At 72.0% G+C, this 25,229-nt stretch carries 22 protein-coding genes; 15 read left to right on the top strand and 7 right to left on the bottom strand.

Going from position 1 to position 25,229, the window contains the following annotated elements; genetic code table 11:
• Window positions 1-207: 207 nt before the first annotated feature.
• From AC07FJ_RS23825 to AC07FJ_RS23810, 4 genes are read left to right on the top strand one after another with little or no spacing between them, the layout of a single operon-like run.
• Window positions 208-1,158: an alpha/beta hydrolase gene (locus AC07FJ_RS23825; protein WP_479051344.1), complete on the top strand. Its 951-nt coding sequence runs from the start codon at window positions 208-210 to the stop codon at window positions 1,156-1,158.
• On the top strand, window positions 1,151-2,317 hold the full coding sequence (locus AC07FJ_RS23820) for an acyltransferase family protein (RefSeq protein WP_479051343.1): 1,167 nt from the start codon (window positions 1,151-1,153) through the stop codon (window positions 2,315-2,317). Before AC07FJ_RS23825 ends, AC07FJ_RS23820 begins: the two co-directional genes overlap by 8 nt.
• A gap of 10 nt (window positions 2,318-2,327) precedes the next feature.
• Window positions 2,328-3,677 carry a sensor histidine kinase gene (locus AC07FJ_RS23815; RefSeq protein WP_479051342.1) on the top strand — a complete coding sequence of 450 codons (1,350 nt, stop codon included), beginning with the start codon at window positions 2,328-2,330 and terminating at the stop codon, window positions 3,675-3,677.
• On the top strand, window positions 3,674-4,357 hold the full coding sequence (locus AC07FJ_RS23810) for a response regulator (protein ID WP_479051341.1): 684 nt from the start codon (window positions 3,674-3,676) through the stop codon (window positions 4,355-4,357). Before AC07FJ_RS23815 ends, AC07FJ_RS23810 begins: the two co-directional genes overlap by 4 nt.
• A gap of 32 nt (window positions 4,358-4,389) precedes the next feature.
• On the opposite strand, the gene AC07FJ_RS23805 is transcribed toward AC07FJ_RS23810, so the two are convergent.
• The 3 genes from AC07FJ_RS23805 to AC07FJ_RS23795 form a co-directional block, all read right to left on the bottom strand.
• On the bottom strand, window positions 4,390-4,650 hold the full coding sequence (locus AC07FJ_RS23805) for a hypothetical protein (RefSeq protein WP_479051340.1): 261 nt from the start codon (window positions 4,648-4,650) through the stop codon (window positions 4,390-4,392).
• Window positions 4,651-4,752: 102 nt separating this feature from the next.
• A complete protein-coding gene (locus AC07FJ_RS23800) occupies window positions 4,753-5,343 on the bottom strand; it encodes a TetR/AcrR family transcriptional regulator (protein WP_479051339.1) in 591 nt (196 codons plus the stop codon).
• Window positions 5,343-6,260 (bottom strand): class I SAM-dependent methyltransferase, encoded by a 918-nt coding sequence (locus AC07FJ_RS23795; protein WP_479051338.1) that lies wholly within the window; start codon window positions 6,258-6,260, stop codon window positions 5,343-5,345. The genes AC07FJ_RS23800 and AC07FJ_RS23795 overlap by 1 nt, the downstream gene beginning before the upstream one ends.
• A gap of 94 nt (window positions 6,261-6,354) precedes the next feature.
• On the opposite strand from AC07FJ_RS23795, the gene AC07FJ_RS23790 reads away from it, so the two are divergent.
• From AC07FJ_RS23790 to AC07FJ_RS23740, 11 genes are all read left to right on the top strand, one after another.
• Window positions 6,355-6,837, top strand: a complete 483-nt coding sequence (locus AC07FJ_RS23790; RefSeq protein WP_479051337.1) for a helix-turn-helix transcriptional regulator — start codon at window positions 6,355-6,357, stop codon at window positions 6,835-6,837.
• A 10-nt stretch (window positions 6,838-6,847) separates the two neighbouring features.
• On the top strand, window positions 6,848-7,264 hold the full coding sequence (locus AC07FJ_RS23785; protein ID WP_468289851.1) for a VOC family protein: 417 nt from the start codon (window positions 6,848-6,850) through the stop codon (window positions 7,262-7,264).
• Window positions 7,265-7,464: 200 nt separating this feature from the next.
• Window positions 7,465-9,861 (top strand): ATP-binding cassette domain-containing protein, encoded by a 2,397-nt coding sequence (locus tag AC07FJ_RS23780; RefSeq protein WP_479051336.1) that lies wholly within the window; start codon window positions 7,465-7,467, stop codon window positions 9,859-9,861.
• Between the two features lie 182 nt (window positions 9,862-10,043).
• Complete coding sequence (locus tag AC07FJ_RS23775; RefSeq protein ID WP_479051335.1) at window positions 10,044-10,775, top strand: SAVMC3_10250 family protein; 732 nt, start codon at window positions 10,044-10,046, stop codon at window positions 10,773-10,775.
• Window positions 10,776-10,841: 66 nt separating this feature from the next.
• Window positions 10,842-12,980 carry an AIPR family protein gene (locus AC07FJ_RS23770; RefSeq protein ID WP_479051334.1) on the top strand — a complete coding sequence of 713 codons (2,139 nt, stop codon included), beginning with the start codon at window positions 10,842-10,844 and terminating at the stop codon, window positions 12,978-12,980.
• A complete protein-coding gene (locus AC07FJ_RS23765) occupies window positions 12,970-14,310 on the top strand; it encodes a protein kinase domain-containing protein (protein WP_479051333.1) in 1,341 nt (446 codons plus the stop codon). The genes AC07FJ_RS23770 and AC07FJ_RS23765 overlap by 11 nt, the downstream gene beginning before the upstream one ends.
• A gap of 95 nt (window positions 14,311-14,405) precedes the next feature.
• Window positions 14,406-15,434, top strand: a complete 1,029-nt coding sequence (gene argC / locus AC07FJ_RS23760) for an N-acetyl-gamma-glutamyl-phosphate reductase (RefSeq protein ID WP_479051332.1) — start codon at window positions 14,406-14,408, stop codon at window positions 15,432-15,434.
• Window positions 15,431-16,585, top strand: a complete 1,155-nt coding sequence (gene argJ / locus AC07FJ_RS23755) for a bifunctional glutamate N-acetyltransferase/amino-acid acetyltransferase ArgJ (RefSeq protein ID WP_479051331.1) — start codon at window positions 15,431-15,433, stop codon at window positions 16,583-16,585. The genes argC and argJ overlap by 4 nt, the downstream gene beginning before the upstream one ends.
• Complete coding sequence (argB, locus tag AC07FJ_RS23750) at window positions 16,582-17,484, top strand: acetylglutamate kinase (RefSeq protein WP_479051330.1); 903 nt, start codon at window positions 16,582-16,584, stop codon at window positions 17,482-17,484. The genes argJ and argB overlap by 4 nt, the downstream gene beginning before the upstream one ends.
• Window positions 17,481-18,677, top strand: coding sequence for an acetylornithine transaminase (locus AC07FJ_RS23745; protein WP_479051329.1), 1,197 nt, complete (start codon window positions 17,481-17,483; stop codon window positions 18,675-18,677). The genes argB and AC07FJ_RS23745 overlap by 4 nt, the downstream gene beginning before the upstream one ends.
• Before the next feature lie 7 nt (window positions 18,678-18,684).
• Window positions 18,685-19,221, top strand: coding sequence for an arginine repressor (locus AC07FJ_RS23740; RefSeq protein ID WP_361422385.1), 537 nt, complete (start codon window positions 18,685-18,687; stop codon window positions 19,219-19,221).
• A gap of 15 nt (window positions 19,222-19,236) precedes the next feature.
• Here the strand turns inward: AC07FJ_RS23740 and AC07FJ_RS23735 are convergent, their stop codons facing one another.
• The 4 genes from AC07FJ_RS23735 to AC07FJ_RS23720 are packed head-to-tail and all read right to left on the bottom strand — an operon-like array spanning window position 19,237 to window position 25,188.
• Window positions 19,237-19,839 carry a hypothetical protein gene (locus AC07FJ_RS23735; protein WP_479051328.1) on the bottom strand — a complete coding sequence of 201 codons (603 nt, stop codon included), beginning with the start codon at window positions 19,837-19,839 and terminating at the stop codon, window positions 19,237-19,239.
• Window positions 19,836-20,216, bottom strand: coding sequence for a hypothetical protein (locus tag AC07FJ_RS23730; RefSeq protein WP_479051327.1), 381 nt, complete (start codon window positions 20,214-20,216; stop codon window positions 19,836-19,838). The genes AC07FJ_RS23735 and AC07FJ_RS23730 overlap by 4 nt, the downstream gene beginning before the upstream one ends.
• Window positions 20,200-22,425, bottom strand: coding sequence for a wHTH domain-containing protein (locus AC07FJ_RS23725; RefSeq protein ID WP_479051326.1), 2,226 nt, complete (start codon window positions 22,423-22,425; stop codon window positions 20,200-20,202). The genes AC07FJ_RS23730 and AC07FJ_RS23725 overlap by 17 nt, the downstream gene beginning before the upstream one ends.
• 9 nt (window positions 22,426-22,434) lie before the next feature.
• Entirely contained in the window at window positions 22,435-25,188 is a 2,754-nt protein-coding gene (locus AC07FJ_RS23720) for an HD domain-containing protein (RefSeq protein ID WP_479051325.1), read from the bottom strand.
• Window positions 25,189-25,229 lie beyond the last annotated feature (41 nt).

Genomic DNA, 25,229 nt, shown 5'->3' with positions numbered 1-25,229 from the left:
CGATCCGTGGTCAGGTGCGTATCTCCACGGATTCCGGCCGTCCGGGTTTATGGGAATCCCACACAACCGATGGCTCCTCCCCCTACCCGTCATACCTGAGAGCCAGGGCCCGGATGCCCTCCCCGGCGGGACGCGGATCACCCGGCCCGGTCCCTAACGTCCGGACTGGAAGCCCGCCCACACCCCTCCGGTACGGAAGGACCGCTCATGGCGTCCCGCCTGCGCCGCGGCCTGCTCGCCGCGCTCCTCACCACCTCGGTCGCCCTGCCGGTGTCGGCCGCCGCCCGCCCCTCCGCCGTACCCGCGCCGGCCCCGGCCCGCCTCGCACCGCTCACGGCCGCCACGGCCGCGCCCGGGGCGCTCGACGCGCGCTACGCCGTCAACCGGGACTCACTCCGCGCGGCCGCGCGCATGGCCGCCGACCACGGCGACCGCCGACGCGCGGCCTCGCTGCGTGCGATGGCACACCCGGAACGCCGCTTCCTCCACTTCGACGGCCGCGACGGCGGCCGCACCGCCGAGGTCCTCGGGGACCTGGCACGCGCCGACCGCGTCGCGGTGCTCGTACCCGGCGCCGACACCGGTCTCGACACGTACGGCCGCTTCCACGCCGGCGCCGTGGCGCTCCAGCGCGAACTGGGCGACCGGGCGGCCGTCGTCGCCTGGCTCGGCTACGAGACGCCGCGCACCCTGGGACCCGAGGCCCTGACGGACGGCCGCGCCGCCGACGCCGGGCCGCGACTGGCGGCCTTCGTCAGGGAGTTGGCCCGCGCCAAGCCCGCCGCGCGGATCTCCCTGCTCTGCCACTCCTACGGCTCCGTCGTCTGCGCCGACGCCGCCCCGGGCCTGCCCCTCGCCGACATCGTCCTGTACGGCAGCCCGGGCACGGGCCGCACCGGCACCGCCCGGCAGCTGCGCACCACGGCCACCGTCTGGGCGGGGCGGGGCGCCACCGACTGGATCGCCGACGTCCCGCACGTACGGTTCCGGATCCCGCTCCTCGCCACCGTCGGGTTCGGGACCGACCCGGTGTCGCCGGAGTTCGGCGCGCGCCCCTTCGACGCGGGCCCGGGCGGCCACAGCGACTACCTCGGACCCGGCTCCGTACCCCTGCGCAACATCGCCCGCATCGTCTCCGGGGAGGTTCCCGATGCGTGAACTCGTCCGGCGGATCGACGCCGCCACCCCGCCCGGCCGTGACCGCGCCGTCGACGGCCTGCGTGCCCTCGCCATCCTCGGCGTGGTCCTCGGGCACTGGCTGGTGACGGCCCTGGTCGCCGACAGCGGCACGGTCCGCGCCACCAGCCCGCTGTCGTACCTGCCCCACCTCGCCCCCGTCTCCTGGCTGCTGCAGACCCTCGCCGTCTTCTTCCTGGCGGGCGGTTACGTGGCCGCGCGGAGTCACGCGGCCGCCCGCGCCGACGGCACGGGGTACCGCCGGTGGCTGGGCGCGCGCCTGGTGCGGCTGTCCCGGCCGGTGGTCGCCGTGGCGGCGGTGTGGGCGGTGGCGGCGGGCGCGATGCTCGCCGCCGGGGCGGGCGCCGGGACCGTCAACACCCTGCTCAAGCTGGTGCTGTCGCCGCTGTGGTTCCTGGTCGTCTTCGCGGCGCTGACGGCGGCGACCCCGCTCGTGGCGCGGCTGCACCCGCTGTGGCCGCTCGCCGTCGTGCTCCACGTCGACCTGGTGCGCTTCGGCCTCGGCGGCCCGGACGCGCTCGGCTGGGTCAACGTGGCGGCCGGCTGGCTCGTGCCGTACTGCCTGGGCGCATTGTGGGCGCGGGACGGCCTGCCGGGGCGTACGACGGGATGGGCGCTGGTCGCCGTCGGCTCCGCCGCCACCGCCGGCCTCGTCCTGGGCGCCGGCTACCCGGCGTCCATGGTGGGCGTGCCCGGTGCCGCCGTCTCCAACCTCAACCCGCCGACGCTCGCCGCCGTCACCTTCGGCGTCGCCCAGTGCGGCGCGGCGCTGCTGCTCATCGGCCCGCTGCGGCGGGTGCTGAGGCGGCCCGGGGCGTGGGCGGCCGTGGCGCTGGTGAACCTCTCCGCGATGACGGTCTTCCTCTGGCACCAGACGGCGATGATGGCCGTCACCGCGCTCGGCCTGCTCGCGGACGGGCCCCTGCCAGGGCTGCACACCGTCCCGGACGGCGCCGGCTGGATCGCGGCCCGGCTCGCCTGGCTGCCGCTGTTCGCGGTGGCGCTCCTCGTGTGCTGGGCGGCGTTCCGTACGTACGAGCAGCGCCGGACGCGGGGCGGTGCCGGCCGTGTCGTACGCGTGAGCAGGCCCGTACGCGACAAGGAGGCGCGGCGTGCCTAGGGTGAGCCATGTGACCAGGGGGACGGTGGGGGAGCGGTGGGTGCGGGGTTCGCGTGCGGTCGTACGCGCTCTGCGCGAGGACCTGTTGACGGTGGATCCGGAACGGCTGCCGGGAGTCCGGGCGCCGCGCTGGCTCGACTGGCGGCCCGTTCTTTTGGTCCCGCTGGTCCTGATCGCCGCGATGCTGGTCGTCGTGGGCGCGGAGGAATACGGCTCCGACTACGGGCTGGGCAGCGGGCTGGGCGTGTTGTTCGCCTGCGTCCAGGCGGCGGCGCTCGTCGCCGGGCTGTACTTCCCGGTTCCGGCCTGGTGGGCGGCGACGCTCGTCATGGCCATGGCCGCGCAGCCCCTTGCCGACGGCGCCGTCGACCCGCACCCCTGGGCGCCGGGGCCGCTCCTGCCCCATGCGGGGGTGCCGTACCCGTGGACATCCGGTGGCCTCGGCGTGCAGGCGGGCCTGCTGTTCCTGCTCGCCCTGCGGGTCCGGCTGCGCGCCGCGGGCATGGCACTGGTCATCACCGTGCTGGCGGGGATCCTGCTGATGCTGGACGCCGTGGGCTCCGGGTACCGCCTCGGGAGCGTCCTTCTGGCCGTTCCGGTCCTGGTGGGGGCGACGGTGCTCGGCGCGGCCCTGCGCGGCCGCCAGGTCGCCCGTACCGAACTGAGCGTCCAGGAGGAGCTCACCGCCGAGGAACGCGCCCGGCGCACGCTGCTGGAGGAGCGCCACCGGATCGCGCGGGAGCTGCACGACGTGGTCGCCCACCACATGTCGGTCATCTCCATCCAGGCGCAGGTCGCCCGGCACCTCGTCGCCGACCCGCCCGACGCGCTGCGCGAGAACCTCGCCGGCATCCGCCAGAGCGCCGTCGAAGCCCTCACCGAACTGCGCCGCGTCCTCGGCGTCCTGCGCTCCGAGGAGGCCGCCACCGAGGGCGGACGCCACGCCCCGCAGCCGACGCTCGCCCAGCTGGACGAGCTCCTCGCGGGCGTGTGCGGCGCCGGTGTCACCGTCACCGCCCGCACCACCGGGGAACGGCGTCCGCTGCCGCCGGGTGTCGAGCTGTCGGCGTTCCGGATCGTGCAGGAGGCGCTCAGCAACGTGATGCGGCACGCGCCCGGTGCCGAGGTGCGCGTGGAGACGGGGTACCACCCCGCCGCGCTCACCGTCCGCGTCACCAACACCCCGCCGGCCCGCCCGGCCGCGCCCTCGCCGGGCGCCGGACACGGTCTGCTCGGCATGCGCGAGCGCACGGCGATGCTCGGCGGCGACCTCGCCACCGGGCCCACCCCGGACGGCGGTTACGAGGTGACCGCGGTCCTGCCGACGCACCCCGCCCACCCCTGTGAGGACTCCGCATGACCGCCCCCATCCGCGTCCTGATCGCCGACGACCAGATGATGGTCCGCCAGGGCTTCACCGTGCTGCTCGACGCCGAGCCCGGCATCGAGGTCGTCGGCCAGGCCGTGGACGGCCTCGACGCCGTCGCCAAGGTCGCCGAACTCGCCCCCGACGTCGTCCTGATGGACATCCGCATGCCCGGCCTCGGCGGCATCGAGGCCACGCACCGCATCACCGCGGCGCCCGGCGCCACCGCCCGCGTCCTGGTCCTGACCACCTTCGACCTCGACGAGTACGTGTACGAGGCGCTGCGCGCCGGTGCCTCCGGCTTCCTCCTCAAGGACGCCTCCGCCGAGGAACTCGCCCAGGCGGTCCGGGTCGTGGCCGACGGACAGGCACTGCTCGCGCCCACCATCACCAAGCGGCTCATCGCCGAGTTCACCCGCGTGACCCGCAGCGCCCGTACCGCCCGCACCCCGCGCCAGGGCCGCGCCGGCGAGCTGACGGAACGCGAGACCGAGGTCCTGTCGCTCATCGCACAGGGCCTGTCCAACGCGGAGATCGCCGAGCGGCTGGTCGTCGCGGAGCAGACCGTGAAGACCCACGTCGGCCGGATCCTCGTCAAACTGGGCCTGCGCGACCGGACCCAGGCGGCGGTCTTCGCGTACGAGACGGGCCTGGTGCGCCCGGCCGGGTACTGAGCGGCAGGCCGCGCGACCGGCGGCGGGGGCTCCTACGGCGCCGCGTCCGGCACGAAGCGGCTCAGCCGGTAGGTGGTCGGCTGCGCCAGCCGCCCGCAGAGCGTGTCGATCCGGGTCATCACCCCGTCGGGCTGCTCCGCCGACGTACGCGGACGGCGCAGGTACGCGCGCCACTCCGCCTCGTCCTGCGTCTCGAACACCACTTCCCAGCGGCCCGCCCCGGGAGCAGTGCGGACGTCGGCCCGCCGACTCGCGGCCTGCTCCCGGTTCTTCCTCTTCCTCTGTCCCGGCATCGGCCCATTGTCCCCGAAGGCCCTCTGCCCACGGCATGCCCCCCGGCGCCCGGCCGCGTGCCGCTCGGGAGCGTACGGCGGCCCTGGAGGACCTGGTTCGGATCACCGGCGTACGACGCCGGAGAGGACCGCGTCCACGACCCTGCCGACGGCCTCTGCCTCCGGCGGAACGCCTTCCCGGTCGGCGAACAGCAGGTGCACGGCGCCGATGAGGGTGGGAGCGAGGGTGCCGACGTCCGCGTGGGCGTCGACGCGGCCCAGCTCCCGCTCGGCGGACAGGTACGAGGCGATCATCGCGGCCGCTTCGGCCAGGACCGGGACGCCGGCCGACCGGCCCCGGCGCAGGCGGGCGCGCAGCTCGTCCCGGGAGATGACGAGGGCGACGATCGCCACGGCGACCGACCGGAAGAGCTCCATCAGCGCGTCGGTGACGTTGCCCGTGACGGTGCCGGTCCCGGCGGCGGCCCGCAGGGCGGCGGCCTGGTCGTCGATGCGCTGGACCCGGTCCCGTACGAGCTCGGCGAGGAAGGCGTCGAAGTCGGCGAAGTGCCGGTGCAGGACGCCCTTGGCGCACCCGGCCTCCGTGGTGACCGCCCGGCTGGTCAGCGCGTTCGGCCCGGCCCGGAGCAGGACCCGCTCCGCGGCGTCGAAGAGCTGCTCGCGCGGGTCGCGGATGGCCACGCCTGTCGGCATCAGTCCCGGCCCCCGTCTTCGTCCCCGTCCCCGTCCCTGGCTCCGGTTCCGCTCTCGCTTCCGGGCCCGCTTTCGGGGCCGCCCCCGGCTCCGGCTCCGCCGTCGAGGACCGCGGTGACCGCCACCGTGACGTACCGCATCGTGAAACCGCCGCCCCGCGCGTCGACCGCAGCCCCGACACCCTCCAGCACCTCCGCCAGCTTGTCGGGCGGGAGCCGGGTGAAGGCACCCAGGGTGGGCATCTGGTCCAGCCACGCGTCCCGCGTGTAGGACCACTCCCAGTCGAAGCGCCACTGCTCCGGCTCGCTGAAGCCACCCGCCTCGCGTATCCCGTCGGCGGCCTTGGCGAAGACCGCCTCGTACGCGTCCAGGGAGCCCTGCGCCATCGCGTGGTGGTCGAACGGCGCGTCGGGCAGCGCCCGTCGGCAGACCTCGGAGACGGCTTCCGCCAGGTCGGGCGGCAACCGGAACGCGTTCCAGAACGGCGCCAGCAGCCCGCCGGGGCGCAGTACGCGCGCGGCCTTGGCCGCTCCCTCGACGGGGTCGATCCAGTGCCACGCCTGGCCGGCGACGACCGCGTCGAACTTCCGGCCGGCCGGGTCCCAGGCTTCGAACGTCGCCACCTCCACCTCGGTCCCGAGCCGCCGCGCCCGGTCGGCCATGCGCGGGTCGGGCTCGACCCCGAGGGCCCGGCAGCCGGCCGCCCGGAACTGGCGGGCGGCGATGCCGGTGCCGCACCCGACGTCGAGGACGCGCGGGCCCGGGCCGGCGGCGACGATCCGCTCGACGAGGGCCTGGGGATAGCGGGGCCGGGCACGGTCGTAGCGCTCGGCGTCCGCGCCGAACGCCTCGGCTACGTACCGGTGTTGGTGAGGCCCCTGTCCGGACGGACGGCCTCGCTCGGGCGAAGTGGGCATACGCCCACTTGTAGGCGGCGCGTGCCCACTCGTCAAGGGGGTCCACGATGTTCCGACCACGCAGCCCCCTCGGCCGCGTGCCATCCTGGTGCGTATGGCGACCCTGGAGGACCTGGTACGGCTGCGGCGCGCCCGCGACGTGATGGACCGCGACTACGCGCAGCCGCTGGACGTGCCCGCGCTGGCCAAGGTCGCCCTGATGTCGGCGGGGCACTTCTCCCGCAGCTTCCGCGCCGCCTTCGGGGAGACGCCCTACAGCTACCTGATGACCCGACGTATCGAGCGGGCGAAGGCGCTGCTGCGGCGGGGCGACATGAGCGTGACCGAGGTCTGCTTCGCGGTGGGGTGTACCTCGCTCGGGTCGTTCAGCTCGCGCTTCACCGAGCTCGTCGGCGAGAGCCCCAGCGCCTACCGGGCCCGCTCCCACGAGGCCGGTGCCGCGATCCCGGCCTGCGTCGCCAAGGTCCTCACCCGGCCGTCCCGGGACCGCGCACCGGCCGGGGCCGAAGAACGACCGGTCCGGACCGGAGGAGAACCGGTCAGGATCGGAGAAGCGGAAGCGGCCGCCGCCTCGTAGCGTCGACGGCATGGACATCAAACTCTCACAGTGCTTCATCGCCGTCGACGACCATGACAAGGCGCTCGCCTTCTACCGCGACGTCCTCGGCCTCGAGGTGCGCAACGACGTCGCGTTCGAGGGGATGCGCTGGGTGACCGTCGGCTCGCCCACGCAGCCGGGCGTGGAGATCGTCCTCGAACCGCCGCTCGCCGACCCCAACGCCTCGCCCGCCGACCGGCAGGCGATGGCCGAACTGCTGGCCAAGGGCATGCTCCGCGGCGTCATCTTCACCACCGACGACTGCGACGCCACCTTCGAACGCATCCGGGCCGCCGGCGGCGAGGTGCTGCAGGAGCCGATCGACCAGCCGTACGGCGTCCGCGACTGCGCCTTCCGCGACCCGGCCGGCAACATGCTCCGCTTCAACCAGCCCCGCAAGCGGTAACGACCGGCTTCGGCCGGGCCCGCCGCCCCGCCGCCGGAGCGCTCCAACTCCGGTGGCGGGCACGCGACTCGGCCGCCCGAAAGACCACTCGCCGGGGAGCGCAAACCACCGTGACCGCGCTCCCCGGCGCGGGGCATACTTCCCCGACGCCGAAAGGTCGCCGGCCCCTCCGCCCCACCCGCCCCACAGATGGAGAGACGATGAGCATGGCCACGACGACGGACCCGCAGTCGCCCGTGCCGCACACCGCCGACAGCCACGATCTGATCCGCGTGCACGGCGCGCGTGTGAACAACCTCAAGGACGTCAGCCTGGAGATCCCGAAGCGCCGGCTGACGGTGTTCACCGGAGTCTCCGGTTCGGGCAAGAGCTCACTCGTCTTCGACACCGTCGCCGCGGAGTCCCAGCGGCTGATCAACGAGACCTACAGCGCCTTCGTGCAGGGCTTCATGCCGACGCTGGCCCGCCCCGACGTCGACGTACTCGAGGGCCTGACGACCGCGATCATCGTCGACCAGCAGCGGATGGGCGCCAACCCCCGCTCCACGGTGGGCACCGTCACCGACGCCCACGCCATGCTGCGCATCCTCTTCAGCCGGCTCGGCCACCCGCACATCGGCTCGCCGCAGGCCTTCTCCTTCAACGTCGCCTCCATCAGCGGCGCCGGCGCGGTCACCCTGGAACGCGGCGGGAAGACCGTGAAGGAGCGGCGCGACTTCAAGATCACCGGTGGGATGTGCCCGCGCTGCGAGGGCATGGGCAGGGTCTCCGACGTCGACCTGTCGCAGCTGTACGACGACACCAAGTCGCTCAACGAGGGCGCTCTCACCGTCCCCGGTTACAGCGTGGACGGCTGGTACGGCCGCATCTACACCGGCTGCGGCTTCTTCGACCCCGACAAGCCGATCCGCGACTTCACCGAGAAGGAGCTGTACGCCCTCCTCCACAAGGAGCCGACCAAGATCAAGGTCGAGGGCATCAACCTCACCTACGAGGGGCTGATCCCGAAGCTCCGGAAGTCGATGCTGTCCAAGGACCGGGAGGCGCTCCAGCCGCACATCCGGGCGTTCGTGGACCGGGCGGTCACCTTCGCCACCTGCCCCGAGTGCGACGGCACCCGGCTCACCGAGGCGGCCCGCTCGTCCAAGATCCGGGGCATCAGCATCGCCGACGCCTGCGCGATGCAGATCAGCGACCTCGCCGCCTGGGTCCGCGACCTCGACGAGCCCTCGGCGGCGCCGCTGCTCGCCTCGCTGCGGCAGACCCTGGACTCCTTCGTGGAGATCGGGCTCGGCTACCTCTCGCTCGACCGGCCGTCGGGCACGCTGTCGGGCGGCGAGGCACAGCGCGTCAAGATGATCCGCCACCTCGGCTCCTCGCTCACCGACGTCACGTACGTCTTCGACGAGCCGACCGCCGGCCTGCACCCCCACGACATCCAGCGGATGAACGACCTGCTGCTGCGGTTGCGCGACAAGGGCAACACCGTCCTCGTCGTGGAGCACAAGCCCGAGGTGATCGCCATCGCCGACCACGTCGTCGACCTCGGCCCCGGCGCCGGTACGGCGGGCGGCACGGTCTGCTTCGAGGGCACCGTCGAGCAACTGCGGGCCGCCGACACCGTCACCGGCCGCCACCTCGACGACCGGGCCGCGCTCAGGGAGGCGGTGCGCAAGCCCACCGGCACGCTGGAGATCCGCGGCGCGACGGCGAACAACCTCCGGGACGTCGACGTCGACGTCCCGCTCGGGGTGCTGTGCGTGGTCACCGGCGTGGCCGGTTCCGGCAAGAGCTCGCTCATCCACGGGTCGATCCCCGCCTCCGAGGGTGTGGTGTCCATCGACCAGACCCCGATCCGCGGCTCGCGGCGCAGCAACCCCGCGACGTACACCGGGCTGCTCGAGCCGATCCGCAAGGCCTTCGCCAAGGCCAACGGGGTCAAGCCCGCGCTCTTCAGCGCCAACAGCGAAGGTGCCTGCCCCACCTGCAACGGCGCCGGCGTCATCTACACCGACCTGGCGATGATGGCCGGTGTCGCCACCCCCTGCGAGGAGTGCGAGGGCAAGAGGTTCCAGGCGTCGGTCCTCGACCACCACCTCGGCGGGCGCGACATCAGCGAGGTGCTCGCGATGTCGGTGACCGAGGCCGAGGAGTTCTTCGCCACCGGCGAGGCGCGGACCCCGGCGGCCCACAAGATCCTGACGCGGCTCGCCGACGTCGGGCTCGGCTACCTCACCCTCGGCCAGCCGCTCACCACGCTCTCCGGCGGCGAGCGGCAGCGGCTGAAGCTCGCCACGCACATGGCGGAGAAGGGCGGTGTGTACGTGCTCGACGAGCCGACCACCGGCCTCCACCTCGCCGACGTCGAGCAGCTGCTCGGCCTGCTGGACCGGCTGGTCGACTCCGGCAAGTCGGTCATCGTCATCGAGCACCACCAGGCGGTCATGGCGCACGCCGACTGGATCATCGACCTCGGCCCCGGCGCCGGCCACGACGGCGGCCGGATCGTCTTCGAGGGCACCCCCGCCGACCTCGTCGCCGCCCGCTCCACCCTCACCGGCGAGCACCTCGCGGCGTACGTCGGCGCCGGCGGCTGAACGCTTCCGTGGAAACGGCCGCGGGTTGGTCGGGGTTGGTGGCGTGCGATGCACACGCCGCCCATAACGTCATTGGGGGAGGCGGTGGTTGATGAGGCCGTTGTCGGTGCGAGATGGCAAGATGAGCCACGTGGTTGCGTGACTGACACACCGAGAAGCGGAACAGCCGGGGGGCAGCGCCAGTGCGTGAGGTCGTCTATTTGTCCGAGGGCAAGCTGAGCGGGTTCCTGCCGGAGCCTCGGCTGTCCCTTCCCACCATCAAACTGCACGCCGGCGTATCGATGGCCGGGATCAACGTGGAGAGCCCCTCGGCGGACCTCGACCGGGACCTGTTGCGCCACCTGAAGCGGGTGGAGAAGGAGCTGGAGCGGCACGCGTCCTCACACCTGGAGCCCGAGCTTGCTCCCGGCCGCTGGGTGCAATTCGAGGCCCCGCTGAGCTGGATCACGCTCCGCGGCAGGTACCAGGACCTCGTGCTGTTCGTCGACCCGGCCCCGCGCCCTCCCGAAGCCGGCGTCACCCGTCGCCTGTTGCTCCACGGGTCGGCCCGTCACCTGAGCGGCCGTCCCCCTGTCCAGATCGACGGACCCGCGCTCACGGACCTGGATGGCGGAGGTCACAGCGCCGGTACGCTCTTCGTCACGCAGGCCGGACACGTCCTTGCCGCACTGGCCCAGGCCCAGGGTCCGCTCGGCCCCGACGCACAGGACGACGATACTCAGCCCCGATCGGCCCCATCCCTGTCCCGGGCCGGCATCCGCGAGCTGCTTGCAGCCCTCGACGCCGAGAGCGCCGAGGTCAGCACCTCCGCACTCATGATCGGCTATGCCCGGGTGAGCGCCCTGCTGCCCGCGACGGCCACCGACGGAGGCTGCCTGGTTGCGAGCCCCTTGATCGTGGAGTACGGCAGCTAGTGTGCTGGTCGCGCGGAGCCAAGGAGCGCCCCGCGCGGAGCCGAAGCGTTCCAGAAGGAGCACGCCATGGAACACGGGACTGAGGCCCTTCGCGGTGTTCCCCTGGAGGCCCGGCAGATCCGCGCCGCCCTGGTACGGGAGTTCGTCGGCCTGCTCGACATGGACGACGTCACGACGGGATCCCGTTCTCAGCGCGAGAGGGTCTTTCTCTCCCGAGCCCTGGCCGCCAAGGCGGTGCAGCTGGTCGCGGACTGTACGGCAGCGGAGGCAGCTGCGGCGGTCGTAGACGGAGCGGACGACCACGGTCTCGATGCCGTGTTCGTCTCACCCGCGACCACGGAGATCTGGCTGGTCCAGGCGAAGTGGAGCGAGCATGCCACCGCCCGACTGGACAGCGTCGCAGCCCAGCGGTTGCTCCAGGGCGTCCAGGACCTCTTCGACTTCCGGTACGACCAGTTCAACGCGAGGTTCCAACAACTGGTCGCCAGAATCGACGCGTTGCTCAACGAGGCGGCTCTTCGGGTCCACCTGGTCTTCGCCGCCCTGGGCGACGAAGGCCTCTCGCTTGAGGCAGAAGATCTGTTGCACGAACGCGTGAGGGAGTTCAACCGGTTCGGGGAGCTGCTGGACTTCCGCATCCTGGGCGTCCGGGACTTCTACGCCATCGTACGGAAGGAGTCCCTGCCCGAGCCTGCGACGGTCACCGCCACGTTGTCGGACGGCTGGCACCTGAACTCGACCCCCTATCAGACGTATCTCGGCACGGTGAGCGCCGAGGAAGTGGCTGGGTGGTACGAGCAGCACGGCGCGCGGCTCTTCGATCAGAACGTGCGCTTCGCGCTGGGTGCGACCGACGTCAACGCGACCATGGTCGACAGCCTGCTCAACGCCCCCCAGGAGTTCTGGTACCTCAACAACGGCATCACGGTGTTGTGTGACTCGGTCCAGACCACGTATGTCGCCCGACGGGCTCAAGGCCAGCCGGTTCGACTTGAGCTGGGCAACGCACGAGTCGTGAACGGCGCGCAGACAGTGGCCGCTGTCCGTCAGGCCTACGAGCAGGAACCGCGGGCGGTCGCCGAAGCGCTCGTCGCGGTCCGCCTCATCTGCCTGGACGGGGCCCCGAACGACCTGGCGCAGCGGATCACACGAGCGACCAACACGCAGAACCGCGTGGAAGCACGGGACTTCGCCGCGCTGGATCCCCAGCAGCAGCTCATCCGTCAGGACCTCGCCCTGACGCTGGGCAAGTCGTACGTCCTCAAGCGCGGCAGCCCGGAGCCGTCACCGGCCGCGGGGTGCACCATGGCCGAGGCGGCGCTCGCCCTCACCTGTGCCTACCCCGATGCCGCTCTGCTCGCCCGGTACCGGGCGGACGGCGATGTCCTGTGGCGCCGCGGCTCGGGCGGCTTCTACTCCCGGCTGTTCGACAATCGGCCGGGTGCGTTGCAGATCTGGCGATCCGTCAGCCTCTTGCGTCAGGTCCGTGACGAACTGGCGGTCCTGGCCGGCAGTCTGGAAGGACGCGAGCGCGTGGTCGCCGACCGAGCCGAGCTGCTGGTCGCCCACGCGGTCTTCCAGCTGATCGGCGGCGACGGAATCGATGAGCCGGGAGACGACTGGGAAGCGCGGGCCCAGGGCGCCGTGAAGCGGACCGCCGAGATCCTTGTCGCCCTGACCGACCACCTGGACGCTCGCCACGGGCAGCACGCCTTCCTCGCCCGGATCATGCGCGACGAGCAGAGTTGCCGACACCTCATTTCGGACGTCCTGCAGACCCTGCGGCATGGAGCTGAGAGAAGACTTGCCGTCCCACCCCGTCCGAACCGTAGGCGTCGTCCCAACACCGTGCCGTTCCTCGTCCAACACCGGCTCATCGACGACGGGGCCCAGCTGATCTACCGTCCCGGCACGGTCACAGAGCGGGACGCCGTGAGCGGATGGCTGAGTGGGGGTCCTGAGCGGTACCTGGCCACCTGGGTCAACGACGCCCGCAAGCCCCTGATCTGGGCGCTGGACGGCCGAAGCTACTCACCGTCGGGGCTGGTGCTGCGGATCTGGGAGAGCGCCGAGTGGGTCGAACAGCCCGTGGCGGTGCAGGGTACGACGCGGTGGTACCTGCCCGGCGAAGGCACACTGGCCGATCTCGCGGACGAGCTGCTGGCAGATATGGAAGCGGCGGGCGACGGTCCCGGTGTGGAGTGAGGGGCACGTCCTCGACGAGCGCTACGAGCTGCGCCGACGGCTTGGCCGTGGCGCCATGGGGGACGTCTGGCTGGCGTACGACCGCCGATCACGGCGAGCGGTGGCCGTCAAAGGCATCCATCGGGAACTCGTCGACCCCCATCACCCTGAGGAACTGATCCAGCGCTTCACGCTGGAGGCCGACCTGCTGGCGCGCTGGGAGCACCCGGGCATCCCGCAGTTCCTCGACGCACGCGTGGATTCCGTCGCGAGCGACGCCTACTTGGTGATGGAGCACGTTCTCGGGCGGGATCTCACCCAGGTCCTCGCGGACGGACACCGCTTTTCCGAGGACGAGGTCGTGTCCCTCGCCGTTCAGATCTGTGACGTCCTCGAACACACCCATGCGATCCCCGTCATTCACCGGGACCTTAAGCCCGCCAACATCATGCTGACCGACCGACACCGAGTGGTGGTGCTGGATTTCGGCGTGGCCAAGGTGTTCAGGACGGATCAGGCACGGCTGACCCAGAACAACAGGGTCCTGGGCACCGTCGCCTACATGTCGCCTGAGCAGTGTGAGGGACGCGATGTCCATCCACGCAGCGACCTGTACTCACTGGCCTGCGTGCTCTACGAACTGCTCACCGGCATACCGCCCTTCGGCGACGCGGACGTGGCCCGGGTCATGCAGCGCCATCGGTACCAGACACCGGAGCCGGTCAGTCTGCTGCGGCCCGGTGTCTCCCCGACGCTGGAGGCGGTAATCATGGCCGGTCTGGCGAAGCGGGCGAGCGACCGCCCGGCCACCGCCGGCGAATTCCGGAGACGACTCGAGTCGACGCACGACCCCCTCGCCACGTGTCCGCCGGCCTCTTCCCGCTCGCTTTCTCCGCTTTCCGCCCCAGGCGGTCCGGCGCTCGAGACGCTCCCTATCGCCGTGCGGATCACACGCGCGCAAGCGCTTTTCGAGGAGGGGCTCATCGCACAAGCCCTGCCTGCGTACGCCCGCCTCGCGCAAGACCTGGCAGATCTCGGTCCAGAGCACGTCGAAGACGCGGTGCGTTGCCGTTTCGGTCTCGCAAGGTGCCAGAGGCACCTCGGCTACCAGGAGGAGGCCCTCAAGGCTCTCTCGGCCCTCGCGGACGAGCTGCGGTCCTGGTCACCCGAGGACCGTCTGCTGCTCGAGGTCCGCTTCCATGTCGGTCAGCTCCTCCTCGACCTGGGTGACGAACATGGCATCACCGAGCTCGCCGAGGTCTACCGGGCGCTGAAGGCCGCCGCGCGTCCGGAAGACGCGGCCATGACCGCCGAGGTCCGCAGGGCGCTCACCCGCGCCACGTTGGGATGACCAACCCCTTCCTGTCGTACTGAGCGGCGATGCGTGGGGTTCTTTGCATAAAGCTGCAGCACTGCGTATAGTCATGCCATCACCGAGGAGGACCGATGGCAGTACGAGCAGCAGTGGCGGGCGCGAGCGGATACGCGGGGGGAGAGCTCCTCCGCCTGCTCCTCGCCCACCCCCGCGTCGAGATCGGCGCCCTGACCGGCAACTCCAACGCCGGCCAGCGCTTCGGCGGGCTCCAGCCGCACCTGCTGCCGCTCGCCGACCGGGTGCTGGAGCCGACCACCGCCGAGGTCCTCGCCGGGCACGATGTGGTGTTCCTCGCGCTCCCGCACGGGCAGTCCGCCGCCGTCGCCGAGCAGCTCGGCGACGACGTCCTCGTCGTCGACATGGGCGCCGACTTCCGGCTGCGCGACGCCGCCGACTGGGAGAGGTTCTACGGCTCCCCGCACGCCGGGACCTGGCCCTACGGCCTCCCCGAGCTGCCGGGCGCCCGCGCCGCGCTGGAGGGGTCCAAGCGCATCGCGGTGCCCGGTTGCTACCCCACGGCCGTATCGCTCGCGCTCTTCCCGGCGTACGGCAGCGGCCTCGTCGAGCCGGACGCCGTGATCGTCGCCGCCACCGGCACCTCCGGCGCGGGCAAGGCGCTCAAGCCGCACCTGCTCGGCTCCGAGGTCATGGGTTCCATGTCCCCGTACGGCGTCGGCGGCGGCCACCGCCACACGCCCGAGATGATGCAGAACCTGGGCGCCGTGGCGGGCGAGAAGGTCACCGTCTCCTTCACCCCGACCCTCGCCCCCATGGCCCGCGGCATCCTCGCGACCTGCAGCGCCAAGGCCAAGCCGGGCACCACGGCCGAGGACGTACGCGCCGCGTACGAGAAGGCGTACGCCGACGAGCCGTTCGTCCACCTCCTGCCCGAGGGGCAGTGGCCCGCGACCGCCTCCGTCTACGGCTCGAACGCCGTCCAGGTCCAGGTCGCGTACGACGAGGCGGCGGGGCGCGTCATCGCGATCAGCGCCATCGACAACCTCACCAAGGGCACCGCCGGCGGCGCGGTGCAGAGCATGAACATCGCCCTCGGGATCCCCGAGGAGACCGGACTTTCCACGATCGGAGTCGCACCGTGAGCGTCACGGCAGCCAAGGGATTCACGGCGGCGGGCATCGCCGCCGGGATCAAGGAGAACGGCAACCCGGACCTGGCCCTCGTGGTCAACACCGGGCCGCGCCGCGCCGCCGCGGGCGTCTTCACCTCCAACCGCGTCAAGGCCGCGCCGGTCCTGTGGTCCGAGCAGGTCCTGAAGACCGGCGAGCTGACCGCCGTCGTCCTCAACTCCGGCGGCGCCAACGCCTGCACCGGCCCGAAGGGCTTCCAGGACGCCCACGCCACCGCCGAGAAGGCCGCCGACGTCCTCGGCATCGGCGCGGGCGAGGTCGCCGTCGCGTCGACCGGCCTCATCGGCGTACTCCTCCCCATGGACAAGCTGCTCCCCGGCGTGGAGAAGGCCGCCGAGGCGCTCAGCGAGCACGGCGGCGAGAAGGCCGCCATCGCCATCAAGACCACCGACACCGTCCACAAGACGTCCGTCGCCACCGGCACGGACGGCTGGACCGTCGGCGGCATGGCCAAGGGCGCGGGCATGCTCGCCCCCGGCCTCGCCACCATGCTCGTCGTCCTCACCACCGACGCCGACGTCGACGCCGCGGCGCTCGACAAGGCGCTGCGCGACGCCACCCGCGTCACCTTCGACCGGGTCGACTCCGACGGCTGCATGTCCACCAACGACACCGTGCTGCTCCTCGCCTCCGGCGCCTCCGGCACCACGCCCGCGTACGAGGAGTTCGCCGAGGCCGTCCGCACGGTCTGCGACGACCTCGGCCGACAGCTCATCGGAGACGCCGAGGGCGCGTCCAAGGACATCCGCGTCGAGGTGGTCAACGCCGCCTCCGAGGAGGACGCCGTCGAGGTGGGCCGCTCCATCGCCCGCAACAACCTCCTCAAGTGCGCGATCCACGGCGAGGACCCCAACTGGGGCCGCGTCCTGTCCGCCATCGGCACCACCAAGGCCGCCTTCGAGCCGGACCGGCTCAACGTCGCCATCAACGGCGTCTGGGTCTGCAAGAACGGCTCCGTCGGCGAGGACCGCGACCTCGTCGACATGCGCTACCGGGAAGTGACGATCACCGCCGACCTCGCGGCCGGCTCCGCGTCGGCGGTCATCTGGACCAACGACCTCACCGCCGACTACGTCCACGAGAACAGCGCGTACAGCTCATGAGCACGACACGCAAGCACACCGCCCTGCCCAAGGCCCAGATCCTCATCGAGGCGCTGCCGTGGCTGACCCGCCACCGCGGCAAGACCGTCGTCATCAAGTTCGGCGGCAACGCCATGATCGACGAGGACCTGAAAGCCGCCTTCGCCCAGGACGTCGTCTTCCTGCACCACGCCGGCCTCAAGCCGGTCGTGGTGCACGGCGGCGGCCCGCAGATCAGCGCGGCGCTCGACCGCCACGGCATCGTCAGCGAGTTCAAGGCGGGCCTGCGGGTCACCACCGAGGACGCGATGGACGTCGTACGGATGGTCCTGGCCGGGCAGGTCCAGCGCGAGCTCGTCGGGCTGCTCAACCAGCACGGCCCGCTCGCCGTCGGCCTCACCGGCGAGGACGCCCACACCATCACCGCCACCAAGCACCAGCCGCGCATCGACGGCGAGCTCGTCGACATCGGCCGGGTCGGTGAGATCACCGGCATCGACACCGGCGCCATCGAGGCCCTGCTCGCCGACGGCCGCATCCCGGTCGTCTCGTCGATCGCCCGTTCCCAGGACGACGGACATGTCTACAACGTCAATGCTGATACGGCGGCTGCGGCACTCGCTGCGGCGCTGGGCGCCGAGACGCTGATGGTCCTGACCGATGTCGAGGGCCTGTACGAGGACTGGCCCCACTCCGACGAGGTCATCAGCCGGCTCACCGCCACCGAGCTGGAGAAGCTGCTGCCCGAGCTCTCCAGCGGCATGGTCCCCAAGATGGAGGGCTGCCTCCACGCCGTACGCAACGGCGTGACGACCGCGCGCGTCATCGACGGCCGCGTGCAGCACTCCATCCTCCTGGAGATCTTCACCGACGAGGGCATCGGCACGATGGTCGTGCCGGACGGACAGGGGGAGTCATGAGCACCGACGCACTGCGGCAGCGCTGGCAGGCCGCGCTGATGGACAACTACGGCACGCCGAAGCTGTCCCTCGTACGCGGTCAGGGCGCGAAGGTCTGGGACGCCGACGGCACCGAGTACCTCGACTTCGTCGGCGGCATCGCCGTCAACGCCCTCGGCCACGCCCACCCCGCGATCGTCGAGGCCGTCTCCACGCAAGTAGCCACCCTCGGCCACGTCTCCAACCTCTTCGTCGCCGAGCCGCCCGTCGCGCTCGCCGAGCGGCTGCTCCAGCTCTTCGGCCGGCCGGGCCGGGTCTTCTTCTGCAACTCCGGCGCCGAGGCCAACGAAGCCGCCTTCAAGATCGGCCGGCTGACCGGGCGCACCCACATGGTCGCCACCACCGGCGGGTTCCACGGCCGCACCATGGGCGCGCTCGCCCTCACCGGCCAGCCCGGCAAGCAGCAGCCGTTCCTGCCGCTGCCCGGCGACGTGACGCACGTGCCGTACGGCGACGTCGACGCGCTGCGCGCGGCGGTCACCGAGGAGACGGCGTTCGTCATCATCGAGCCCATCCAGGGCGAGATCGGCGTCGCCGTCCCGCCCGCCGGCTATCTGAAGGCGGCCCGCGAGATCACCCGCGCCACCGGCACCCTCCTCGTCCTCGACGAGGTGCAGACCGGCATCGGCCGGTGCGGCCACTGGTTCGAGCACCAGGCGCACGGCGTCGAGCCCGACCTGGTCACCCTCGCCAAGGGCCTCGGCGGTGGACTGCCGCTCGGCGCGACCGTCGCCTTCGGGCCGGCGGCCGACCTGCTGAAGCCCGGCCACCACGGCACCACCTTCGGCGGCAACCCCATCGCCTGCGCCGCAGGACTCGCCGTCCTCGACACCCTCGCGGCCGACGGGGCCCTCGACCAGGTCAAGCGCGTCGGCGAGAAGCTGCGCGACGGAATCGAGGCCCTGGGCCACCCGCTGGTCTCCCACGTCCGCGGCGCCGGCCTCCTGCTGGGTATCGTGCTCACCGAGCCCCTCGCGCCGCAGGTGCAGCAGGCGGCTCAGGACGCCGGCCTCCTGGTGAACGCGCCCGCCCCCGATGTCGTACGGCTCATGCCCCCGCTGACCATCGGCGACGACGTGGTGGACGCCTTCCTCCGGGCCCTGCCCGGCGCCCTCGACGCAGCAGGCAACGGGGACGGACGATCCGGAGAATGAGACGACGATGAGCGAGGCCCAGGACAACGAGAACGGCGGGCCGTCCGTTCCGCAGACGCGCACCGCGCGCCACCGCCGGATCGTGGACATCCTCAACCGGCAGCCGGTGCGCTCCCAGAGCCAACTGGCGAAGCTCCTCGCGGACGACGGGCTGAGCGTCACCCAGGCGACGCTCTCCCGCGACCTCGACGAGCTCGGCGCGGTCAAGATCCGCAACACGGGCGGCGAACTGATCTACGCGGTCCCCAGCGAGGGCGGCTTCCGCACCCCGCAGGCCCCCCTCGGCGAGTCCGCCAAGGAGGAGCGCATGCGGCGCCTCTCCGGCGAACTGCTGATCTCCGCCGAGGCATCCGCCAACCTGGTGGTCCTGCGCACCCCACCGGGCGCGGCCCAGTTCCTCGCCTCCGCGATCGACCAGGCCGAACTCCACGCGGTCCTCGGCACCATCGCGGGCGACGACACCCTGCTCCTCATCTCCCGCGACCCGTCGGGCGGCCAGGCGCTGGCGGACCACCTGCTGCGGCTGGCGCAGAAGGAGCGCTGAGCGCCGGGGCCCCGGTCAGCAACCGCTGACCGGGGTGAGGGAAACCAGGGCTTTGTGCGGGACGGTGCGGAGCGCCTTGGCGGCGCCCCGCCCGGTCCGCACCACGACACCGGCCCGATCGGCCCTGACCAGTTCGCCACACAGCTCGGTCGACGACGTGGTGACCCGGACGGCATGCCCCGCCGGCGCGGCGGCCGCCGTCCACACGACTCCCGTGGCCCCGGCGGCGAGCGCCAGCCCCGACACGCAGCACACGGTGGCCCACCGCAACGAGCGGGTGACGCGGACCACTTCGCTCGCCGTCCAGCGGCGAAGATTCTGCCCGCTGAGGACGATCCGCTGCCCCGGGCGCCCGTGGGCGGCCCGCAGGGCGAGCAGGGCACCGCACACCAGCACCGCGAAGGCCGCCGCGGCCAGCCCGGCCGCCCACCGGCCGGGGGCGGCGGGCAGCCCGGCCAGCTGGTCTTGCCCCTTGACTACGGTGAGGACGGCGAGCAGGGCGGTCAGAGCCGTCAGCCCGTTCCTCCAGCCCTCGGCCTGGCGGCGCAACTCGGGCAGCTGGGTGAACTCCAGCTCCCGGGCCAGCTCCGCCCAGCGCCGGTCCGACCGCGCACTCACGAGCCGCCGTCCGCGGGCGCTTCCGCACCGCTCAGCCGCCAGCTCGCACCGCAGCCGACGAAGGCGGCGTTCGAGGGCAGGGACGGATGCGGATGACCGCACTCGCAGAAGTGGACCTCGCCGGCGAGGACATCGGGGGCAGGGCCCGCCGCGCGGGCCCGGAAGGGCCACGGGCTCTTCGTACCGACACCCGGCAGGCCGTACGGATACTCGGTGACCGTGGGCCCGTAGCAGCGCGGGCAGACGCCCTCCACCACGAGCCGCAGTCCGTCCGCCGAGGTGCGCTGGGAGAAGGGCGTCCGGGCACGTCCCATGTCGGTCTCCGCATACGGAACGCCGACGTCGTGCGCGGCGGGGTGCTCAGTCGGCTCGGTCAACCTCGTCCTCCAGATCCAACTCGAACAGCGGCGCGTACAGGCGCAGCCGCTCCCTCACCCATGCCTCGGTCTCGCCGGTCACCTGGGCGGCGAAGCTCACCTGCCGCGCGCTCACGCGCCCGTGCAGGGCGGGCAGCATGCCGTCTCCGTGCTCGGACAGCAGGATGAGGTCCTGCCATAGGGGCAGCGCCTCCGGTACGGCCGGCTCCGGCCACCCGGGCATGCGGGGGGTCTCCTCCATGGGGAGGTATGGCGAGACGCGCTGCCAGGTGTGACTCATGCCCTCGCCGAGCCGCGCCGCGATGCTGACCAGGTCCAGCGGCACGAGCGGGGACCCCGGCTCGGAGACGCGCAGTTCGGCTTTGAGTGCCAGCTGATCCTCGGCCTCCGGCCTTGCCCGGGGAAGGCGCTTGATCGCCTCCTCCGTCAGCTCGGGCACGAGCGCTCCGATGGACCTCAGCCGTGCCAGACGGCGATAGGCCTCGCGGGGCCCGATGTGGAGGGCGCGGGCGTACGCGGCGAGTCTGGCGGCCGTCAGCGGCGCCCACTTCGGCGGCTCGAACCACTCGCCGTCGAGCAGGGGGTCGTCATCGACGTCGTCCCAATTCAGCAGTGCGGCCGCCTCCTCACGGCTGGGCCGCAGATCCGCCAGCTCCGCCGGCAACGGAGGGACGGTGAGGCCGAAGCTCTTCGCGCGCTTCCGGGCCCGCTTCCACGTCTTGCCCAGCGACGACTTCAGTTCGAGGCCGGCGGAGAAGAGGACTTCCCCGGTGGGCAGGACGGGGTAGTCGGCCGCATCGAACGACGTGTCCTGGCCCGAGAACACGTACTGGTCCGTCAGGGGCAGGTCGCTCCACGACCGCAGCAGGGCACCGGCCCGGGGAACGTCCAGGCCGATTTCCCGCAACTCCTCGACCGTGTACGCCAGCTCCTCCCAGTCCATCTCGTGCGGCCGCACGTACGCCAGATCGCGTAGCGTCAGCCCGTCCTCGGGACGGATGCCCGCGCGGTAGACAGAAGCCACGAGTCCGGCGGCATCCGGCTCCACATAGACGCCCTTGCCGATCCCTTTCCGGTAGCGCCGTGTGTGGCGCAGGCCCAGGAACTCGGCCCAGTGCGACAGCTCCTTCTCCGCCTTGAGCAGCGAGATGTCCCATTCCGCCGCCAGTTCGATGGTCGCTCCCCAGGCCAGTTCCACGCTCCCGTCATCGGCGGCGCGCAGGTAGTCCACCACCACGTTCAGGGTGTCGAACGGAACGCGATCCCACCTCTCGACCGATCGCTCGCTGGGAGCCTTCCATCCCAACCAGTCGAAAAGCGCCAGGTGTTCGCGTACGGCGTGCGGCTCGCGTCCCAGACGCCGCGCGATACGCACCACATCCCATGGCCGTCGCGTGCGGCGCCACTCGCTGTTCTCCTCCAGGTACAGGATCTGGAGATCGCCGTCGTCGCACACATGCTGTCGATGGTGCTCGGGTACGGCGGCAACCGGTGCCGGCAGGAAGGGCGCGTAGCGCTCGGCCGTCCGCGCCAGGTCACCGAGCGGGAGATGCGCGGTGGCGGAAGCTCGGACCAGGCCACCGAGGTCGTCGGGGGAGTGCCGATACGCGTTGCTGTTACGCCGCTCCCAGGCTTTGCCCTCCGGCCCCAGCAAGCCGTCCATGACCAAGGAGTCACGCCAGTCGGGCACCCACTCCAGGTCCCCGGGCTGCCGGACAGCCGGTGGCGCCAACCGCGGATGGGCGACGCGCAGGGCGCGTGCCGCGCGCAGCATCGTGGCCACGGTGACGCCCTGGTGGTGCGCCGCCTTCACGGCCGTACGCCAGTCCCGAGTGACCGTCGACACGATGTCCGCCCAGCCGGGGTCCGGCACGGGGTACCCCGTCAGTGACGCGGGAGCGGGCTCCGTGCGTGCCAGATGGTGGTGGCCGAGGGCCGCCGCCCGCCATGCCCTGGTGTAGGCCCAGCGGTTCTCGTTCCTGTACGGCGCGGGCTTGTCCCTTGTGACCTGCGCGTCCCAGTGGAAGCAGCCGATGGTGTCGAGGTCTGTCGACGTGCCCCATGGCTGCACCCCTACCCGTAGGCCCTTGCCCTGCCAGTCCTGCCAGAGCTGCCGGGCGGCGTGAAGGTTGCGGCTCTCCAGCGTCCAGAGCCAATCGAGCGACAGCCTCGACGAGGACGCCAGCGCACCGGCACCCTTCCGCCACATCTCCTGCGCTCACCGGCGGTCGTACGACTGTAGTTTCTTGCGGTTGAGGCTCAGCTCACCGGCGTGCGGCCCCGTGAGGTTGAGCACGTAACCGAACGGCTTCTTGTCCGTGCGGATCCCGTCGCACAGCAGTGCACCCTCGTTGGCCACCCACCACAGCACGCCGGGAACGGCCTCCACCGCCCATGTGTCGTCGGCTCCGGCGGGCGGCTGGAGCTCTCCCGCGCGCCAGTGGTGCTCCCGTCCGGACGCGTCGGACACCCACAGGTCGAATTCGCTGACCAGCACGAGCGTGCGCAGCGTGGCCAGGCACGACAGCGCCTGGGCGGAGTCGCGCAGATACAGGCGCACGCGTGTCCCACCCTCGGCGCAGCCTCCCTCCTCGCGGCCGCACTCCTGGATCCGGAACAGGCTGCCGCTGCTCGAGATGTCGACCCTCAGGCCACGGGCCGCCACCGTGCCGTCAGGGGCGACGGGCCTCGTGACGATGGACATCTCATCGGCCAGCATGAAGTAGCTGAACACGCCGATGCCGAAGCGGCTGTTGGCGTAGAGCCGCAGGCGCTGGTCGTGCCGCAGCCAGGCGGCCTGCTCGCGCCGGAACGAACGGGTTTGCCCGAACTGGCGGCCGGCCTGCGTGAAGGTGCTCTTCAGCTGTTCCACGCTCATGCCCACACCATTGTCCAGGCACTCGATGTACCGGCCGCGCTCGTCCTTGCCCTCGGTGAGGGAGATCCGGCCCGACCAGGGCACCGGTTCGCTGCCGCTGCTTTGCAGGTAGCGCCACCGCATCGCCCGGTAGCGGCAGGCGTCCATGGCGTTCTGGTACAGCTCCCGCACAGCCAGCGCCGTCTCGCCGTCGTAGAGCCGCTCCCCCATGAGGAGATCCCGCACTTCGGTCTGCGCGAGACTGAAGCGCAGCAGCGGAACGTCATAGGCGTTGCGGCCGTTGTCCCCGGAAGGGTGCAGTCCCCGGTCGGTCACGCGGGCCGGTATCCCGGACAGCAGGGCGGCGCGCGACGGTGGTAGCTGCCGCGCGGACTCCCGCAGAGCGCGCGCGAGCTCGTCCGCGTGCTCGACGACGCCCGCGAGCGCGGCGTGGAGTGCGGGGTGCGAGCACTCCAGGTCCAGGTGTGCGCCGTGGTCATCGGTGTCCCATGCCGCTTGCCGTACGGCGTCGATCACGTCCTGCGGCAGGACCGGGTCCGAGACGGCGAGGTGTTCGGCGACGACGTCCGGCAAGGTGCGGACGTCGAGCGCCAGGACCGCGGCGAACCGCAACAGCTCCGCCAGTTCACGCGACCGCAGCGTCTGGTGTCCGCCGGGCAGCAGGATCCGGCCGGAGGCCAGTCCCGGTGGATCCTCCGCGGGGGCACCGAGGGCGATGCCCGCGGCGACGGTCCGAAGAGCCGCCGCCAGTGCGGGCGCCCGGCGAGCCCCCTCGCCCGTCTCGCCCATCAGGGCCGCGGCGAACGGTCCGGCCTCCGCGTCCGGGACGGGGTCCTCGTCGGTCTCGAACCGCTCCGCGATCCACCGGTGCACCAGCCAGAGCACCACACTGGTGCCCTCGTCGTACAGACCGTTCCGCCAGCATGCGGAAACCTTCTTAGCGATGTGCGGGTGATGCTCGGCCACCTGCTCGTAGTTCCTGCGCCAGGCGTCGGCGTCCTCCCGGCGCCGCACCGTGTACGGCTTGATGTCCCGCGCCTGGCTCAGCAGCCGGGCCCGGGCGGCCTCGTACAGGAACGGTGCGGCGATCAGCGCGGCGGCTTCGACGGCGGAGAGCGTCACCGTCTTGGGCAGTAGGCCCGGCAGCCGGTCCCGCAGGAGGCGGACGGGGAAGGCGTCGTCCGCCCACGGGTCCGGCATGCGCTTCTGGGCGAGATGGACCACGGAAGCACAGGTCTCGGCCAGCACAGCCAGGTGCTCCTGCAGCGCCCGCAGTCTGCGCCCTTCCCCCTCCGTGACCCGTTCCCATAGGGCGGTGTCGAGAACGGCGTCCCGCCAAGCGTCCAGCAGCGGCCGGCCTTCGCAGACGACGGTGGCCCGGGCCTCATCGCCCAGCTCCGTGCCGTAGTAGACCTGCGGTTCCTGCTGCGCTCCCGCCTGCCGGCGGGCCAGGCCCACGGTGTGCTGCCGTGCCGCCTCGTACACCTCCTGGACGGTGCGGGCCTGGGTCAGGGGGCTGAGGGCCTCCGCGAGAGCGCGTGTGAAGAAGCTGCCGTCCGCCGTGAACCCGGCCTGCTGGCCCGGCCCGCACGCGGTCATCACCGCGAAGCGGCCCGAGGGCTGGCCTTTGAGGATGCGGCTGCCGAACGGTTCTGCGCCACCGGAGTCGCCGCCGCGGCACGCGTCGATCAGCCAGAGCACCGTCCCGGCCGCGGAGGCGGCAAGGGACGGACTGATGTCGGCCGGGAGGAGTGTGTCGAGATACGGCTGCCGCCACTCTTCGTCGGCCGTGTGCGGCGCGCGGGCGTCGGATGGTACGAGGTAGTCGGTGTCACCGACCCGGATGCCGTGCCCGGAGAAGTGGATAAGGAGTGTGCCGTCGGGCGGTACCCGCCGGGACACCTCATGGATGGTCGTGGTGATCTCGGCCCGGGTCGCGTTGGGTAGCGTCTCGATCTCGTATCCGGCGGCTGCGAGCGAGTCGCTCACGACCCGCTGGTCGGCGGCGACCGCTTCGTCCAGGCGCTCGAACCTGTGCTCGGCCTGCGGCGTGGACGCCACTGCGATCAGCAGCGCGACGCGAGTGTCCGCCATGGTCGTTCCCCCCGAACCCTCCGAACCCAGCCCCGTGATCG

The organism is Streptomyces sp. NPDC045998 (genome assembly GCF_056430285.1).
The sequence above is the reverse complement of the archived record's forward strand: the minus strand, read 5'-3'. Positions and strand labels throughout refer to the sequence as shown.